The sequence below is a fragment of the Duganella sp. GW821-FHT07G03 genome (assembly GCF_059418605.1).
In genome coordinates this window covers 673,793-690,001 of record NZ_JBWKQE010000001.1, presented here as the reverse complement: position 1 = coordinate 690,001, position 16,209 = coordinate 673,793, and the positions used below count along the sequence as shown (strand labels likewise).

Sequence of the window (16,209 nt, the reverse complement as noted above, 5' to 3'; positions counted from 1 at the left end):
TGCTAGGCCGTAATGGCCGGTTCGCCGGCGATCAATTCGCCTTTTTCGAGATGGACCATGGTGCGCGCCTGCGCCGCCGCGTTGGCGTCGTGCGTGACCATGATGATGGTCTTGCCCAACTGCTGGTTCAGCTGCTGGAGCAGGGCCAGGATCTCGCTGGCGGAATTGCGATCCAGGTCGCCGGTCGGCTCGTCGGCCACGATCAGCGTCGGGTCGCTGACGATGGCGCGGGCGATGGCCACGCGCTGCTGCTGGCCGCCGGACAGTTCGTTCGGCGTGTGGTCCATGCGGTCGGCCAGGTTGACCATCTCCAAGGTCAGCTCGACGCGCTCGCGCCGTTCGCGCCGCGACAGGGGCGTGAGCAGCAGCGGCAGTTCGACGTTCTCAAACGCCGACAGCACCGGCATCAGGTTGTAGAACTGGAAGATGAAGCCGACGTTGGTGGCGCGCCAGCGCGCCAGGTCGGTCTCGCCCATGCCGGCGATATCGAGGCCGTCGATGCGCAGCACGCCGCGGTCCGGCTTGTCGATGCCGGCGATGAGGTTGAGCAGCGTGCTTTTGCCGGAGCCGGAAGGGCCCATCAGCGCGGTGAAATCGCCGGCCGGTATCGCCAGGCTGATATCGCGCAGCACCTCCACCACCTGGTCGCCGCGGCGGTAGGACTTGACCAGGTGTTCTATCAGTACCAGTGGTTCGCTCATTATTTCTTCGCCAGGCTGACCGCGGCGCCGTCGTGCAGCTTGGCGTCCGGCGACATCACCAGCTTGTCGCCGGGCTTGACGCCTTTGAGTTCGACCAGTTCGCCGATCTTGCGGCCCTGGGTGACGGCGACCTGCCTGACCTTGTCGGCTTCGACCACGAACACCACGGTCTTGCCGTCGCGCGTGGCGAGGGCGCTCGCCTGCACGGCGGTGACGGCCTGCTTGTCCTCCGGCGGCACGGCCTTCGACAGGAAGGCCACCTTGGCGCTCATGTCCGGCAGCACGCGCGGATCGCGGTCGATGAAGCGCACCTTGACCAGCAAGGTCGCCTTGCTACGGTCCATGGTCGGCACCATGCGCGAGACGGTGCCGGCCAGGTGCAGTTCGGGGAATGCGTCGAGCAGGATTTCGGTCGGCTGGTCGACGCGGATCTTGCTGAGGTTCGATTCGGAGACGTCGGCCTCCACCTCCAGCGTGTCCATGTCGGCGATGGTGACGACCGCGCCTTTGCTGTCGGCGGCGGACGAGAAGGGCGTGATGTTGTCGCCGACGTTGGCGCTCTTGGTCAGGATCACGCCGTCGAACGGCGCCCGTATCACCGTCTGGTCCAGCGCCACTTGCGCCGACTGCGCGTTGGCCCTGGCGGCGGCGATGCCGGCGTTGTAGCCGGAGATATTGGCCCTGGCCTTGGTCAGCCGCGCCTGCGCGGTGTCGTAGGCGGAGGCGGTGATGAACTTCTGGTTGAGCAGCTCGGCGGTGCGCTTGAAGTTGGCCTGCGCGTCCAGCAGTTCGGCCTGGCCTTGCTCCAGGTTGGCCTGCGCCACCTTGATGTTGGCCTGCGCCAGGCCCAGCGAGGCGCTGACGTCGCGGTTTTCCAGCCGCGCGATCACTTCGTCCTTCTTGACCTTGCTGCCTTCGAGCACGCCCAGCCACTCCAGCCGGCCGGTGGCCTTGGACGACAGCGCCGCCTTGCGCTGCGCCACCACGTAGCCGGTGGCGTTGAGCAGGGTGTAGCTCTGCGCCGGATAGGTCTGCGCCACGGTCACGGTTTCCACGCTGGTCTTGCCGCCGAACTGGCCCATGGCGACCTTGCCGCCGACGCCGATGACGATCACCACCACGGCGATCTTGATCCAGCGGCGGCGTTTGAAACGCTGCCCTTGAACTTGCGCGGGAGCGCCGCGCTCTATTTTAAGCCGAGAGATGTCGGGAGTCGCCACAAGAGCCTCGCAGGATAGCAGAAAAGTTAACAAGAAATTCAGCAAATAGTGAGGGAAAATTAAGATTACCGCAAGTTGATTTGCTGCAATCCATGACGCCTCCGGTGCAGTTCGTGCGGTGAGGTACATACGCTGGCGGGCGCCTGTGACACCATGGGGCTTTCGGATTTGCCGGGCCCGCTATGACCACCATGCCGCATGTACAGCGCCCTCCCGCTACCGTCGATGCCGCGTCGCTGAAGTTGCTGACGGAGATGCAAAAGAATTCCTTTGAATACTTCATCCACGAGACCAACCCGACCAACGGCTTGATCCGCGACAAGACCGAGCCGGGCTGGCCGGCCAGCATCGCCGCCGTCGGCATGGCGCTGACCGCCTACACGATAGGCGTCGAGCGCGGCTGCATGCCGCGCGGCGAGGCCGTGTTGCGCACGCTGACCACCTTGCGTTTCTTTGCCAACAGCGAGCAAAGCAACGCGCCCGGCGCCACCGGCCACAAGGGTTTCTATTACCACTTCCTCGACATGGAGAGCGGGGCGAGGGCGTGGAAGTGCGAGCTGTCCAGCATCGACACCGCGCTGCTGATCGCCGGCATGCTGACGGCGGCCGAGTACTTCAGCGACGAGTCGCCCGGCGAACGCGAGATCCGCGAACTGGCGCACATGTTGTACCGGCGTGTGGATTGGCAATGGATGCGGCGCCGCAATGCGCTGCTCTGTCACGGCTGGAAGCCGGAGAGGGGATTCCTGCGCTGGCACTGGGAAGGCTACGACGAGGCGCTGATCCTGTACGTGTTGGCGCTGGGCTCGCCGACCCATCCGATCGGCCGCGACAGCTACGACGCCTGGGCCAGCACCTACGAATGGAAAACGGTGTACGGCATCGATTACCTGTATGGTGGTCCCTTGTTCATCCACCAGATGTCGCATATCTGGCTGGACCTGCGCGGCATCCGCGATGACTTCATGCGCAAGCACGACCTGGACTATTTCGAGAACAGCCGCCGCGCGACCTATGTGCAGCAGCGCTATGCGATCGAGAATCCGCTCGGCTTTCCCGATTATGGGGAGCTGTGCTGGGGCATCACCGCCAGCGACGGCCCCGGTCCCGCCACCCGGAAGATCGGCGGCGTGCAGCGCAAGTTCTACGACTACGTGGGGCGGGGTGCGCCGTATGGCCCGGACGACGGCACTGTGGCGCCGTGGGCGGTGGCGGCCTCGTTGCCGTTCGCGCCGGAGATCGTGCTGCCCAGCATCGCCTACTTTCAAGACCTGCAGCTGTGCGAGAGCAATCCGTATGGCTTCAAGGCGTCGTTCTCGACGATTTTCCACCTGTGCGAGAAGGGCTGCCGGCGCTGGGTGTCGCCCTACCATTTCGGCATCAACGAAGGACCTACGGTCATCATGGTGGAAAACCATCTAAACGATTTCCCCTGGAGCCTGCTGCGCAAGAACAGCTACCTGCGAGCCGGCCTGCGCGGCGCCGGCTTCATCGGCGGGTGGCTGGATGCATGAGTGCGCCGCCATGTAAATATTGGGCTGCGGCGCCGTTCGGCGATACAATCTCGCCTTTCCCCGAACGCTTTTCCCTCATGACGATCCCGACTGCCATCCTCGATGCGCTGACGCGCGCAGACGCTTCCTGGCGTCCATTGCTGGTGCAAGGGCTGGAGGCCATGATGGCCGCCACGCCCGACTACCTGCCGCAGTTGGCCAACGACCAGTACCTGCCGACCGAACAGCGCCTATTCGCAGCCTTCGCGCTGCCGCTGGATAAGGTGCGCTACGTCTTGGTCGGCGAAGGCCCGTATCCGCGCGCCGAGAGCGCCACCGGCGTGTGCTTCATGGACGGCGCCGTCGGCAGCCTGTGGTCGGAAGAGCGGGGCGGCGGCCTGTCCAAGCCGGTCAACAAAGCCACCTCGCTGCGCAACTTCATGAAGATGCTGCTGGTGGCGGACGGCCAGCTGTCGCTGGACAACACCGCCGGCGAAGCGATGGCCGCCGTCGCCGCCCGTGCGCGCAGCGGCGAGGGCGCGATGATCCAAACGCTGGCCGCCATGCAGGAAAAGCTTACCGCCCATGGCTTTCTGCTGTTGAACGCCTCGCTCGTCTTCCGTGGCCATGTGGCCCCGGCCACGGACGCCAAGGCCTGGCAACCATTCTTCGAGACCGTCATGGCGGGCCTGGCGGCGGAAGCCGCTTCCACCCCGACCTTGGTCCTGTGGGGGAAGCTTGCCGAGCAACTCAATAAATTGCCGATAATCAAGAGGTTTCCGCAAATAGCCGCTGAGCATCCTTACAATCTGAGCTTTATCGCCAACCGAGACATGCACGCCTTGTTCGGCCCGATGCGGCTGCTGCTCAGCTAGCTGTCCTTATGCAAGTCTGGATATAAAAAAATAAACCAAATATAACAATGATTCCATGATAACATCAATTGTAATTACGATAAGTATTACTCTTTTTACTACTTCATGGAGCATTTATGAAACGCACTTCACTTCATTTGGCCGCAATGTTGACGTTGCTCGCTACGACGCAGGCCAGTCATGCGCTCAACTACACGGGAAAACTGCTCGACGCGGGCGACTTGCAAAGCAAGAACTCCGCGGTCCGCATCAACGACAATCTGCAAATCGCCGGGTATGCGCAGGCCACTACGGGCGATCGTGCCCGGCACGCATCCACGTGGGATGGCGGCACCGCCAAGTTCACCGATCTGACGCCGCAACTGAACGGCTTCAGCCGTGCCAGCGGGATTAACGCTGCGGGCCGTGTCGTCGGCGCCATCGGTTCAAGTGGAGATGAGGCGACGCATACGGCGGTCATCTGGGATAGCAAGGGCATGACGGTGTTGGCGGGTAATGCAGCTGGCGCCTATGCAATCAATAACCACGATGTCGTTGTCGGATACGCCAACAGCCATGCATATAAATGGGAAAACGGCGTGGGAAAGGCGTTGGCCTCAATACCATACGTTGTTGAGTCGATGGCAACCGACATCAATGATCATGGTGTGATTGTTGGCTCCGTTTCCTATGGCGCCTATTACGATGCCCGCGCCACAGTATGGAAGGGCGATCAAGTGTCCACGCTGGAAATTGCCAGAGGCGACCTTGCCACGTATGCCAATGCAGTGAACAATGCGGGGCAAGCGGTCGGGTTCGGAATGGACCATGATGAAAAACTGCATGCTCAACTGTGGTCTGCGGACGGCAAGTTGACGGTGCTGAAGGCCCCCGAAGCCGGCACCTTCTATAGCTCCGCCTCCGACATCAATAACTCTGGCTGGATTGTCGGTGCCGCGACTGCCGGCAGCAACAATTACGGGGTGCTGTGGACAGGTTCGACCGGCATCAATCTCAATCAGTTTCTTGACCGTGACCTCTATAACAGCGGTTGGCGGATCACTTCGGCGAATGGCATCAATGATCGCGGTGATATTATCTCGGAACTCTCCAACGTCGCGAACCGGAACTGGGAAAGCCGGGCATATCTGCTGACCGCGAGCGCGGTGCCCGAGCCGGAAGCCTACGCCATGCTGCTGGCCGGCCTGGCGTTCGTGGGGGCCATCGCGCGTCGTCGCCGCACCGCCTGACCACCGCCTGCCACGCAGGCATTAGTCTCGAACGCCCCGGTATGGTTACCGGGGCGTTTGTCATTTGGGCGCCGGCGTTTGGCCATCGCTGGCAATTCAGTGGCGCCGGCAAACTTTGTTAAAGTTTGGTATACTTGACTAAATCGATCAAGTAATCAGTCTTTGTGACTGGCGACAAGGTCGATATTTTAACCCAGTTGAACCGAGGTAGTGATGCGTCTGACCACCAAAGGCCGTTTTGCTGTGACTGCGATGATCGATCTGGCTTTGCGCCAAGGCAAAGGCCCGGTCACGCTGTCGGGCATCAGCCAGCGCCAGGCCATTTCGCTGTCCTACCTGGAACAGTTGTTCGGCAAGCTGCGCCGCCATGAGATCGTCGAATCGATCCGCGGCCCGGGCGGCGGCTACAGTCTGGCGCGCCGCGCCGACAAGGTCACCGTGGCCGACATCATCATCGCCGTCGATGAGCCGCTCGATGCGACCCAGTGCGGCGGCAAGGAAAATTGCCACGGCGCGGACGCCGCCAGCGGCACGCGCTGCATGACCCACGAACTGTGGGCCACGCTGAACGAAAAAATGGTGGATTACCTGGATTCCGTGTCGCTGCAGGATCTGGTCGATCAACAGAAGCAAAAGAATGCTGAACAAAACGTGGTCGTGATGCACCGTAACCACGCCGCGCTTGGTTAAGAGAACTAAATAACGGAGTAACCCAGATGAACGCCCCTGAAAAAAACATCGCGCCAGTGAAGTTCCAGACCGCCCCGCATTTCCCGATCTACATGGACTACTCGGCCACCACGCCGATCGATCCACGCGTCGCCGACATGATGATTCCTTACCTGCGCGAGCAGTTCGGCAATCCGGCATCGCGCAGCCACATGTACGGCTGGACGGCGGAAAAGGCAGTGGAAGAGGCGCGTGCGCATGTCGCCGCCCTGGTCAACGCCGACCCGCGCGAAATCATCTGGACCTCCGGCGCCACCGAATCGAACAACCTGGCGATCAAGGGTGCGGCCCAGTTCTACAAGACCAAGGGCAAGCACATCATCACCGTCAAGACCGAGCACAAGGCAGTGCTGGACACGGTGCGCGAACTGGAACGCCAGGGCTTTGAGGCGACCTACCTGGAACCGCAGGACAACGGCCTGATCACCATCGAGCAGCTGACCGCCGCGATCCGTCCGGACACCATCCTGGTCTCCGTCATGCTGGTCAATAACGAAATCGGCGTGATCCAGCCGATCGACGAAATCGGCGCGCTGTGCCGCTCGAAAGGCATCATCTTCCACTGCGACGCCGCGCAAGCGACCGGCAAGCTGGTGATCGACCTGCAAAAAACCAAGGTCGACCTGATGACCTTCACCGCGCACAAAACCTACGGCCCTAAGGGCGTGGGCGCGCTGTACGTCTGCCGCAAACCGCGCGTGCGCATCGAAGCGCAAATGCACGGCGGCGGCCACGAGCGCGGCCTGCGCTCCGGCACCCTGCCTACCCACCAGATTGTCGGCATGGGCGAAGCCTTCCGCCTGGCCAAAGTGGAAATGGACAGCGAGATCACCCGCATCAAGGGTCTGCGCGACCGCCTGGCCAAGGGCCTGCAAGAGATCGAAGAAACCTACATCAACGGCGACATGGAACACCGTGTGCCGCACAACCTGAACGTCAGCTTCAACTACGTCGAAGGCGAGTCGCTGATCATGGCCGTGAAAGACCTGGCCGTGTCGTCCGGTTCGGCCTGCACCTCGGCTTCGCTGGAGCCATCGTATGTGCTGCGCGCGCTGGGTCGCAGCGACGAGCTGGCGCACAGCTCGATCCGTTTCACCATCGGCCGCTTCACCACCGAAGAGGACATCGACTTCGCCATCAACCTGATGAAGTCCAAGGTACACAAACTGCGTGAGCTGTCGCCACTGTGGGACATGTTCAAAGAAGGCATCGACATCAGCTCGATCCAATGGGCAGCCCACTAATTTTTAAAGATACAGAAAATACAGGAGCACCAAATGGCTTACTCGGAAAAAGTGTTGGACCACTACGAAAATCCACGCAACGTTGGCGCGTTCGAAAAGGGCGATGACAGCGTTGGCACCGGCATGGTCGGTGCACCGGCTTGCGGCGACGTGATGAAGCTGCAAATCAAGGTCGGCGCCGATGGCCTGATCGAAGATGCGAAGTTCAAGACCTACGGCTGCGGTTCGGCCATCGCTTCCAGCTCGCTGGTGACCGAATGGGTCAAGGGCAAGACGCTGGACCAGGCGCTGGCCATCAAGAATACCCAGATCGCTGAAGAACTGGCGCTGCCGCCGGTAAAAATCCACTGCTCGATCCTGGCGGAAGACGCCATCAAGGCAGCGGTACTGGACTACCAGACCAAGCACCCAGTCGCGGCCTAAGTCTGTTTTACACCGGCGACGCAGGTCGTCGCCGGTACGGAGAATCAAATGGCAATCACCCTGACCGAAAAAGCAGCCAAGCATATCAACCGCTACATCGAACGCCGTGGTAAAGGCGTCGGTTTGCGTTTTGGCGTGCGCACCACCGGCTGCTCGGGCCTGGCCTACAAGCTGGAATATGTGGACGAAATCGCCGACGAGGACAGCGTCTTTGAGTCGCACGGCGTCAAGGTATTCGTCGATCCGAAAAGCCTGCCGTACATCGACGGCACCGAGCTCGATTTCGCGCGCGAAGGCTTGAACGAAGGCTTCAAGTTCCATAACCCGAACGAGAAAGACGCTTGCGGTTGCGGCGAAAGCTTCCGCATCTGATAAGCCATGCAAAATCACTTTGAGTTGTTCAATCTGCCGCAGCGTTTTGCCGTAGACGCGGAGGCGCTGGACAGCGCCTACCGCGACGTGCAGGGCCGCGTCCATCCCGACAAGTTCGTCAATGCCACCGACGCCGAAAAGCGCGTCGCCATGCAGTGGGCCACCCGCGCCAACGAAGCCTATCAGACCCTGAAGAATCCGCAGAAGCGCGCGCAGTACCTGTGCGAGCTCAATGGCGTCGATTTGCAGACCGAGTCGAACACGGCGATGCCGATGGCCTTCCTGATGCAGCAGATGGAATGGCGCGAAGAACTGGGCGACGCCCGCGCCGCTAAGGACAGCGACGCGCTGGACGCGCTGGACAAACAGCTGCGCAACGAACGCAAGGCGCGCCTGGCGGAGATCGAGACGCAGATCGACGCCGGCGACTTCCACGCGGCGGCGCAAGGCGTGCGCGCGTTGATGTTCCTTGAAAAATTCGGCGAAGAAGTCCGCTTCGCCTTTGAAGCAATCGAAGCCTGAGAGTGGTTTTGGGGTCAGTTCCGGCATTGTGCCACGCGTGGCACAATGCCGGAACTGACCCCAAAACCCCCTCAGCAGACAAGATAAGAATACAGGTCCATCCATGGCACTTCTGCAAATTTCCGAACCAGGCATGTCCACCGCACCGCACCAGCATCGGCTGGCGGTCGGTATCGACCTGGGCACCACCAATTCGCTGGTCGCCACCGTGCGCAACAGCATTCCAGAAGTGCTGTGCGATGAGGATGGCCGCCCGTTGCTGCCGTCCGTGGTGCGCTACCTGCCGAACGGCCATGCCAACATCGGCTACAAGGCGCAGGCCGCGCAGACCACCGATCCAAAGAACACCATCGTTTCGGTCAAGCGCTTCATGGGCCGCGGCCTGGCCGATATCGCCTACGCGGAAAACATGCCCTACGATTTCCAGGACACCCCTGGCATGGTGCAGCTGAAGACCATCGCCGGCATCAAGAGCCCGGTCGAAGTCTCGGCGCAGATCCTGGCCACGCTGCGCCAGCGCGCCGAAGATTCGCTGGGCGACGATCTGGTGGGCGCGGTCATCACGGTGCCGGCCTACTTCGACGACGCGCAGCGCCAGGCCACCAAGGATGCGGCGCAGCTGGCCGGCATCAACGTGCTGCGCCTGCTGAGCGAGCCTACCGCCGCCGCCATTGCCTACGGCCTGGATAACGGTTCGGAAGGACTGTACGCAGTTTACGACCTCGGTGGCGGCACCTTCGATATCTCCATCCTCAAACTGAGCAAGGGCGTGTTTGAAGTACTGTCCACCGGCGGCGATTCCGCGCTGGGCGGCGACGACTTCGATCATCGTCTGTTCTGCTACATCCACCAGCAGGAAAAACTGGCGCCGCTGTCGGACGAGGACACGGCCGTGCTGATGGTGAAAGCGCGCGAAGCGAAAGAACAGCTGTCGACCAAGAACGATGTGACCGTCGACGCCATCCTCGGCTCCGGCGAAGAAGTGCATCTGAAGATCACCGCCGAGATCTTCCAGGAGATCACCAAGCACCTGATCGACAAGACCATGAAGGCCATCAAGAAGGCGCTGCGCGACGCGAATGTCGACGCGGACGACGTCGATGGCGTGGTCATGGTCGGCGGCGCCACGCGCATGCCCCACGTGCAGCGCGCGGTCAGCGAATACTTCCACACCATCCCGCACGCGAACATCGATCCGGACAAGGTCGTGGCGTTGGGCGCGGCGGTGCAGGCCAATCTGCTGGCGGGCAATCGCGCGCCAGGCGACGACTGGCTGCTGCTGGACGTGATCCCGCTGTCGCTGGGCATCGAGACCATGGGCGGCCTGGTCGAGAAGATCATTCCGCGTAACTCGACCATCCCTTGCGCACGCGCGCAGGAATTCACCACTTTTAAAGACGGCCAGACCGCGCTGGCGGTGCATGTGCTGCAGGGCGAGCGTGAGCTGGTGTCCGATTGCCGTTCGCTGGCGCGCTTCGAACTGCGCGGCATTCCGCCGATGGTGGCCGGCGCCGCGCGCATCCGCATCACCTACCAGGTGGATGCGGACGGCTTGCTGTCGGTGTCCGCGCGCGAACTGCGCTCCGGCGTGGAAGCGTCGATCATCGTCAAGCCGGCCTATGGCCTGGGCGACGACGACGTCGCGCGCATGCTGCAGGATTCGTACAAATCGGCCGATACCGACATGGTCGCCCGCGCGCTGCGCGAAGAGCAGGTCGAGGCCGAGCGCATCATGCTGGCCACGCAATCGGCGCTGGACGAAGATGCGGCTTTGCTGAGCGACGAAGAGCGCGCGGCAGTCGACGTATTGATGAACAAGGTGCGCGACGTGGTAGCCCAGTCGCAGACCGGCGCCGTCGACCACGCGGCGGTGAAGTCCGCCGTCGAAGCGCTGGCCAACGGCACCGAAGAATTCGCATCGCGCCGCATGGATCGCAGCGTGCGCAGCGCACTGGCCGGCAAGACGCTGGACCAGGTAGTTTAAACAAACCTAGAGGTATCAAGTGCCACAAATCGTATTCCTGCCCCACGCAAAACTGTGCCCGGACGGCGCTGTCGTCGAAGCCGAAGTCGGCAAGACCCTGTGCGATGTCATGCTCGAAAATGACATCCACATCGAGCACGCCTGCGAGAAGTCCTGCGCCTGCACCACCTGCCACGTGCTGGTGCGCGAAGGCTTCAACTCGCTGAGCGAAGCTAGCGAGACCGAAGAAGACCTGCTGGACAAGGCCTGGGGCTTGGAAGCCGTGTCGCGCCTGTCGTGCCAGGCGGTAGTGGCGAATGAAGACCTGGTTGTCGAAATCCCCAAGTACACCATCAATCACGCAAGCGAAGGCGGGCACTGATATGAAATGGACCGACATCACCGCGATTGCGGAAGCGCTCTACGATAAGCACCCGGACATCGATCCGCTGACTATCCGCTTCACTGATCTGCACAACTGGATCGTCGACCTCGAAGAGTTCGACGACGACCACACGCGCGGCGGTGAAAAGGTCCTGGAAGCGGTTCAGCAGGCGTGGATCGATGAAGCCAAGTAAGCCAGCAGCGAAAGCCGCGCCAGCGAAAATCGGCGCCACCGTCACCGGCGCGGACAACATGCCGGAGATCCGCGAAGGCCAGACCGTCGCGCTGCTGCAAGAGCTGCACATCCTGACCCGCGACGGCAAGATGAACCAGGACAGCCGCCGCAAGCTGAAACAGGTCTACCACCTGTACCAGTTCATCGAGCCGCTGCTGAAGGAAGTGCTGGCCGAGAAGGACAGCGTATCGCTGGTCGACCACGGCGCCGGCAAGTCCTACCTCGGCTTCATCATCTACGACCTGTTCTTCAAGGCGCTGAACGACGACTCGCACATCTACGGCATCGAAACCCGCGAAGAGCTGGTGGCGCGTTCGCAGGAACTGGCCAAGCAGTTCAAGTTCCCCGGCATGTCCTTCCTGCCGCTGTCGGTGGCCGAGTCCACCGAATCGAAGCTGCTGCCGGACCAGATCGACGTCGTCACCGCGCTCCACGCCTGCAACACGGCGACCGACGACGCCATCCACTTCGCGCTGAAGAAGAAGGCCAAGTACATGGTGCTGGTGCCTTGCTGCCAGGCCGAAGTCGCGACGGTGCTGAAGAAGAACAAGGGCAAGTCGCTGGCCAAGTCCGCGCTGACCGAGATCTGGCGCCACCCGATCCACACGCGCGAATTCGGCAGCCAGATCACCAACGTGCTGCGCTGCCTGCAACTGGAGGCGCACGGCTACCATGTCAACGTGACCGAGCTGGTAGGCTGGGAGCACTCGATGAAGAATGAGTTGATCATCGCCACGTACAAGAACCTGCCGCGCCAGCGACCATCGGAGCGTTTGCAGGAAGTGCTGGAGACATTGGGGCTGGAAGAAATGGGCAACCGCTTTTTCACCGAGCAGGTAGCTAAACAATAAATCAAAAAGGGGCGATGGAACGATGAGTGAGCTGAACGAAAAATGGTTGGACCTCCGCAGCGACACCATCACCCGCCCCAGCGCGGCGATGCGCGCCGCGATGAACGCGGCGGACGTCGGCGACGATGTCTACGGCGATGATCCAAGCGTCAACCGCCTGCAGGAATACACGGCTGATTTGTTCGGCTACGAGGACGCGCTGTTCGCGCCGTCCGGCACGCAGAGCAATCTGCTGGCGTTGCTGGCCCATTGCGGCCGTGGCGACGAATACCTGGTCGGGCAGGAAGCGCATACCTACCGCTACGAAGGCGGCGGCGCCGCGGTGCTGGGCAGTATCCAGCCGCAGCCCATCATCAACCAGCCCGACGGCAGCATCGCGCTGGCCGACATCGAAGCCTACATCAAGCCGGACGATTTCCACTTCGCGCGCACCAAGCTGCTGGCGTTGGAAAACACCATCGGCGGCCGCGTGCTGGGCCTCGACTACCTGAAGCAGGCGACCACGCTGGCGCACGAGCGCGGCCTGGCCACGCACCTGGACGGCGCGCGCGTCTGCAACGCCGCCGTCAAGCTGGGTGTGAGCCCGCGTGCCGCAGTGGCGGGTTTCGATTCCGTTTCGGTGTGCCTGTCCAAGGGCCTGGGCGCGCCGATCGGCTCCGTCCTGTGCGGCAGCAAGCCATTGATCGCCGAGGCCAAACGCTGGCGCAAGATGCTGGGCGGTGGCATGCGCCAAGCCGGCATGATCGCGGCGGGCGGCATGTACGCCTTGCAGCACAACTTCGCGCGGCTGGCGGAAGACCATGACAACGCTACTTACTTCGCGAGCGAACTGGCCAAGCTGAAAGGCATCAAGGTCAGCACGCCGCAAACCAATATTTTCTACGTCGATATCCCGGCCGACACCTGCCGTGCCTTGAACGACGTGCTGCAACTGACCCGCATACGCGTATCGATGTCGCCGCACCTGCGCATCGTCACGCACATGGATGCATCGCGCGAGGACATCGACCGCGCCATTACCGTTTTTGAGGATTTTTTCGGATGACCGACACTACTACTGATAACAGCATCCGCCTGGCCAAGCGCCTGTCGGAAATGCGCCCTTGCTCGCGCCGCGAAGCCGAACTCTATATCGAGGGCGGTTTCGTTAGCGTCGATGGCGTCGTGGTGGAAGAGGCGGGCGCCCGCGTGACGATGGAACAGCAGATCGACGTCGCCCCCGACGCCACGCTGCTGGAGATCCTGCCGGTGACGATCCTGCTGCACAAACCGGTGGGCGCCAACGGCGGCATCGGCAAAGACGGTTCGCCGGCGGTGCACCTGCTGAACCCCGCCTCGCTGACGCGCTCCGCGCCGGGCCAGCGCTTCCTCAAGCGCCACCTGGTCAACCTGACCTTGACCACGCCGCTGGAGACGCATGCCAGCGGCCTGCTGGTGTTCACGCAGGACTTCCGCGTCAGCCGCAAGCTGGTTGACGAAGCGGCCAAGATCGAGCACGAGATCATCGCCGAGGTGACCGGCACCATCAAGGACAACGGCCTGGCGTTGCTGAACCACGGCCTGCCGTTCAACGGCAAGCCGCTGCCGCCGATGAAGGTTAGCTGGCAGAACGAGAACCGCCTGCGCTTCGCGCCGAAGAATCCCAAGCCTGGCCAGATCGAACATATGTGCAAAATGGTCGGCCTGACCGTGGTGTCGCTGAAGCGCATCCGCATCGGACGTATCGCGATGTCGAGCCTGCCGGTAGGCGAGTGGCGCTACCTGCAGGATCACGAACGCTTCTGATTACTTCGCGGTGGTCTGCGACAGGATGAAGGCATAGGTATCGGCCGCTTCCACATCCTGCTGCGCGCGGGTCGAGCCCATGCCATGGCCGGCGTCGAAGTCCACCCGCAGTATCACCGGCTTGCCGCTGGCGGTCGCCGACTGCAGGCGCGCCGCCATCTTCGCCGGATGGAAGGGCGCCACGCGCGGGTCGGTCACGCCGGTGGTCAGCATGATGGCCGGGTACTTCGTGCCATCGACCACCTGCTGATAGCTGTCGATGCTCTTCAGCGCCTTGAAGCCGGCAGGATCGGCAATCGCACCCCACTCAGGTTCTTCACCGTAGCCGTTCTGCTCCGCCACGTAGCGCAGCGGATTGTGCCAGCCCACTCCCGATACCACCGCCGCAAACAGGTCCGGCCGCTCTTCCAGCGCGCGGCCCATGGTGATGCCGCCGGCCGAACGGCCGCCGATCGCCAGATGCTCAGGCGAGGTGTAGCCCTTGGCGTTGATGTCCTCGCACACGGCGATCAGGTCGCGCCAGGTGTTAGGTTTGTTTTCCAGTTGGCCGGCGCGGTGCCACTGGCGTCCGAACTCGCCGCCGCCGCGCACATTGGCGTAGCCGACGATGGCGCCCTGGTCGGCCAGTGCCAGCGTGCGTCCCGCGAATGAGGGCGTGTACGCGGCCGAGCCGTAGCTGCCGTAGGCGGAGATGAAGGCCGGATTCTTACCGTCCATCTTCAGCCCTTTTTTGTAGATCAGGCTATACGGGATCTGCGTGCCATCCTTGGCGGTGGCGTAGCGGCGCTCGGTGGTGTAGGCGCTGGTGTCGATGGCAGGCTTCGGCGTGATGCCGGTGTCGCTCATTTTGCCGTCGGCGGCCACGCTCCAGATGCCGGCCGGTTCCAGCCAGCCGGTCAGCACGGCCAGCACGCCCGGCGCGTTGGGATCGGACTCGATCTCGCGCAGCGTGCCTTCGAAGGGCAGGGCGATGGTGGTCAGCTTGCCGTCGTTGCCCAGGCGTTGCAGCGTGCTGGGGCCGCCGTCCATCGCCCGCAGGTACAGGCCGTCCTTGGCGCGCGCCATGCCTTGCAGGACCAGCTTCGATTCGGCCACTACTTCGCTTGCCTTGGCCAGCGATGGCGACTTGGTTGAGGTTTTCAGCAGGCGTCCACGCGGATGGTCCTTGGTCGACAGCAGGTACAGGTCGTCGCCGTCGATGTCGACGCCCGTCACCTCGTCGGCGAAATCCGCAACCTGCCGCCATGCGGCCTTGCCCTGGATGACGTCGCGCAGCGGCGCGGTGTAGATGCGCTTCTCGGGGCGAACATCGCTCAGGATCAGTAGCACGGTGGCGGAGTGCAGGGCGGTGCCGATGTATGGCGCCTGGATTTTTTCGTACTTCACCGCAGGATCGAGGCCGCGCTTCATCAGCAGCGGGTCCTTGGCCGGATCGGTGCCCAGCTTGTGGAAGCGGGCCACCGAATCGAGGTAGCGCTCCGGCGTGTTGTTCTTGCCGGTTAGCTGGTTGTAGAAGAAGCCGGAGCTGTCGTCCAGCCAGTTTGGTTCCGCCGATTGCGTGTCGGCGATGCGTTCCTTGAGAATGGCGCCGCTGCGCACGTCCATGATGTGCAGTACCGAGTCTTCGCTGCCATCCTTAGACAGGCCATAGGCCAGCTTGCTGCCGTCCGGCGAAGCCTGCCACCAGTCCAGCGAGACGTGGCTGGTCTTGGTATCGAGCTTGGTCGGATCGACCAGCACGCGGTCCTTGCCGCTGTTTTTGCCAACCTCGCGCACGAACAGCTTGAAGTTGTTGGCGCCGGCCGGGCGCTGCTGGTAGAACAGGCGGGCGCCGGCCTTCTGCACGCGCGCCGGCGTGGCCACGTCGCCGGACAGTTGCTGGATGCGGCTCAGCAGCACGTCGCGTTTGGGCAGCGCGTCGAGCAGGCCGCGGGCGTGGGCGTTCTGTTGTTTGAGGTAGGGCAGCCAGTCGGGGTCTTGGTCGTTTTCCATCCAGCGATAGCGGTCGACCACGGCTTCGCCGAAGTAGCTGTCGCTGACTGGTTCAACCCGCGCCACCGGCGCGTTGGGAATGTCGGCCGCGAACGCGGCGGAGACTGACAGGGCGAGGAACGCCCCGTACATCGTGCAAACAACTTTGCTCATTTGTACCCCCTGTGGCGAAACACCTATTCTGCCACAGA

General features: G+C 62.5%; 17 protein-coding genes. 14 read left to right on the top strand and 3 right to left on the bottom strand.

Annotated elements, in window-relative coordinates; genetic code table 11:
* Window positions 1–2: 2 nt before the first annotated feature.
* Both AC07OK_RS03155 and AC07OK_RS03150 read right to left on the bottom strand, forming a co-directional pair.
* A complete protein-coding gene (locus AC07OK_RS03155; protein ID WP_217944259.1) occupies window positions 3–701 on the bottom strand; it encodes an ABC transporter ATP-binding protein in 699 nt (232 codons plus the stop codon).
* Window positions 701–1,921, bottom strand: coding sequence for an efflux RND transporter periplasmic adaptor subunit (locus AC07OK_RS03150; RefSeq protein WP_494688911.1), 1,221 nt, complete (start codon window positions 1,919–1,921; stop codon window positions 701–703). Before AC07OK_RS03150 ends, AC07OK_RS03155 begins: the two co-directional genes overlap by 1 nt.
* Window positions 1,922–2,103: 182 nt before the next feature.
* On the opposite strand from AC07OK_RS03150, the gene AC07OK_RS03145 reads away from it, so the two are divergent.
* From AC07OK_RS03145 to AC07OK_RS03080, 14 genes are all read left to right on the top strand, one after another.
* Window positions 2,104–3,435 carry a glucoamylase family protein gene (locus AC07OK_RS03145; RefSeq protein ID WP_494688910.1) on the top strand — a complete coding sequence of 444 codons (1,332 nt, stop codon included), beginning with the start codon at window positions 2,104–2,106 and terminating at the stop codon, window positions 3,433–3,435.
* 77 nt (window positions 3,436–3,512) lie between these two features.
* Window positions 3,513–4,289 (top strand): uracil-DNA glycosylase family protein, encoded by a 777-nt coding sequence (locus AC07OK_RS03140; RefSeq protein WP_494688909.1) that lies wholly within the window; start codon window positions 3,513–3,515, stop codon window positions 4,287–4,289.
* Between the two features lie 116 nt (window positions 4,290–4,405).
* Window positions 4,406–5,518: a PEP-CTERM sorting domain-containing protein gene (locus AC07OK_RS03135; RefSeq protein WP_494688908.1), complete on the top strand. Its 1,113-nt coding sequence runs from the start codon at window positions 4,406–4,408 to the stop codon at window positions 5,516–5,518.
* A gap of 213 nt (window positions 5,519–5,731) precedes the next feature.
* Window positions 5,732–6,208, top strand: coding sequence for a Fe-S cluster assembly transcriptional regulator IscR (iscR, locus tag AC07OK_RS03130; RefSeq protein WP_494688907.1), 477 nt, complete (start codon window positions 5,732–5,734; stop codon window positions 6,206–6,208).
* A gap of 26 nt (window positions 6,209–6,234) precedes the next feature.
* The gene (locus AC07OK_RS03125) at window positions 6,235–7,491 is read left to right on the top strand and encodes an IscS subfamily cysteine desulfurase (protein WP_494688906.1); all 1,257 of its coding nucleotides are present in this window, start codon (window positions 6,235–6,237) and stop codon (window positions 7,489–7,491) included.
* A 33-nt stretch (window positions 7,492–7,524) separates the two neighbouring features.
* Complete coding sequence (gene iscU, locus AC07OK_RS03120; protein ID WP_020702063.1) at window positions 7,525–7,914, top strand: Fe-S cluster assembly scaffold IscU; 390 nt, start codon at window positions 7,525–7,527, stop codon at window positions 7,912–7,914.
* A gap of 48 nt (window positions 7,915–7,962) precedes the next feature.
* A complete protein-coding gene (iscA, locus tag AC07OK_RS03115) occupies window positions 7,963–8,286 on the top strand; it encodes an iron-sulfur cluster assembly protein IscA (protein WP_056160441.1) in 324 nt (107 codons plus the stop codon).
* Between the two features lie 6 nt (window positions 8,287–8,292).
* Window positions 8,293–8,808 (top strand): Fe-S protein assembly co-chaperone HscB, encoded by a 516-nt coding sequence (gene hscB / locus AC07OK_RS03110; RefSeq protein WP_494688905.1) that lies wholly within the window; start codon window positions 8,293–8,295, stop codon window positions 8,806–8,808.
* A 103-nt stretch (window positions 8,809–8,911) separates the two neighbouring features.
* Window positions 8,912–10,792, top strand: coding sequence for a Fe-S protein assembly chaperone HscA (hscA, locus tag AC07OK_RS03105; protein ID WP_494688904.1), 1,881 nt, complete (start codon window positions 8,912–8,914; stop codon window positions 10,790–10,792).
* A 19-nt stretch (window positions 10,793–10,811) separates the two neighbouring features.
* The gene (fdx, locus tag AC07OK_RS03100) at window positions 10,812–11,153 is read left to right on the top strand and encodes an ISC system 2Fe-2S type ferredoxin (protein ID WP_116987984.1); all 342 of its coding nucleotides are present in this window, start codon (window positions 10,812–10,814) and stop codon (window positions 11,151–11,153) included.
* Window position 11,154: 1 nt separating this feature from the next.
* Complete coding sequence (iscX, locus tag AC07OK_RS03095) at window positions 11,155–11,349, top strand: Fe-S cluster assembly protein IscX (RefSeq protein ID WP_008450499.1); 195 nt, start codon at window positions 11,155–11,157, stop codon at window positions 11,347–11,349.
* Complete coding sequence (locus AC07OK_RS03090) at window positions 11,336–12,241, top strand: class I SAM-dependent methyltransferase (protein WP_494688903.1); 906 nt, start codon at window positions 11,336–11,338, stop codon at window positions 12,239–12,241. The genes iscX and AC07OK_RS03090 overlap by 14 nt, the downstream gene beginning before the upstream one ends.
* Before the next feature lie 22 nt (window positions 12,242–12,263).
* On the top strand, window positions 12,264–13,286 hold the full coding sequence (gene ltaE, locus AC07OK_RS03085; protein ID WP_494688902.1) for a low-specificity L-threonine aldolase: 1,023 nt from the start codon (window positions 12,264–12,266) through the stop codon (window positions 13,284–13,286).
* On the top strand, window positions 13,283–14,026 hold the full coding sequence (locus AC07OK_RS03080; RefSeq protein WP_494688901.1) for an rRNA pseudouridine synthase: 744 nt from the start codon (window positions 13,283–13,285) through the stop codon (window positions 14,024–14,026). The genes ltaE and AC07OK_RS03080 overlap by 4 nt, the downstream gene beginning before the upstream one ends.
* On the opposite strand, the gene AC07OK_RS03075 is transcribed toward AC07OK_RS03080, so the two are convergent.
* Complete coding sequence (locus tag AC07OK_RS03075) at window positions 14,027–16,171, bottom strand: prolyl oligopeptidase family serine peptidase (RefSeq protein ID WP_494688900.1); 2,145 nt, start codon at window positions 16,169–16,171, stop codon at window positions 14,027–14,029.
* Window positions 16,172–16,209 lie beyond the last annotated feature (38 nt).

Bases quoted from the DNA above. Each gene is read 5' to 3' on its own strand.
- AC07OK_RS03125 (WP_494688906.1), top strand. From the start codon at position 6,235: ATGAACGCCCCTGAAAAAAACATCGCGCCAGTGAAGTTCCAGACCGCC.
- ltaE (WP_494688902.1), top strand. From the start codon at position 12,264: ATGAGTGAGCTGAACGAAAAATGGTTGGACCTCCGCAGCGACACCATC.
- AC07OK_RS03140 (WP_494688909.1), top strand. From the start codon at position 3,513: ATGACGATCCCGACTGCCATCCTCGATGCGCTGACGCGCGCAGACGCT.
- iscU (WP_020702063.1), top strand. From the start codon at position 7,525: ATGGCTTACTCGGAAAAAGTGTTGGACCACTACGAAAATCCACGCAAC.
- hscA (WP_494688904.1), top strand. From the start codon at position 8,912: ATGGCACTTCTGCAAATTTCCGAACCAGGCATGTCCACCGCACCGCAC.
- AC07OK_RS03075 (WP_494688900.1), bottom strand. From the start codon at position 16,171: ATGAGCAAAGTTGTTTGCACGATGTACGGGGCGTTCCTCGCCCTGTCA.
- iscR (WP_494688907.1), top strand. From the start codon at position 5,732: ATGCGTCTGACCACCAAAGGCCGTTTTGCTGTGACTGCGATGATCGAT.
- iscA (WP_056160441.1), top strand. From the start codon at position 7,963: ATGGCAATCACCCTGACCGAAAAAGCAGCCAAGCATATCAACCGCTAC.
- AC07OK_RS03090 (WP_494688903.1), top strand. From the start codon at position 11,336: ATGAAGCCAAGTAAGCCAGCAGCGAAAGCCGCGCCAGCGAAAATCGGC.
- AC07OK_RS03145 (WP_494688910.1), top strand. From the start codon at position 2,104: ATGACCACCATGCCGCATGTACAGCGCCCTCCCGCTACCGTCGATGCC.
- AC07OK_RS03155 (WP_217944259.1), bottom strand. From the start codon at position 701: ATGAGCGAACCACTGGTACTGATAGAACACCTGGTCAAGTCCTACCGC.
- iscX (WP_008450499.1), top strand. From the start codon at position 11,155: ATGAAATGGACCGACATCACCGCGATTGCGGAAGCGCTCTACGATAAG.
- AC07OK_RS03135 (WP_494688908.1), top strand. From the start codon at position 4,406: ATGAAACGCACTTCACTTCATTTGGCCGCAATGTTGACGTTGCTCGCT.
- hscB (WP_494688905.1), top strand. From the start codon at position 8,293: ATGCAAAATCACTTTGAGTTGTTCAATCTGCCGCAGCGTTTTGCCGTA.
- AC07OK_RS03080 (WP_494688901.1), top strand. From the start codon at position 13,283: ATGACCGACACTACTACTGATAACAGCATCCGCCTGGCCAAGCGCCTG.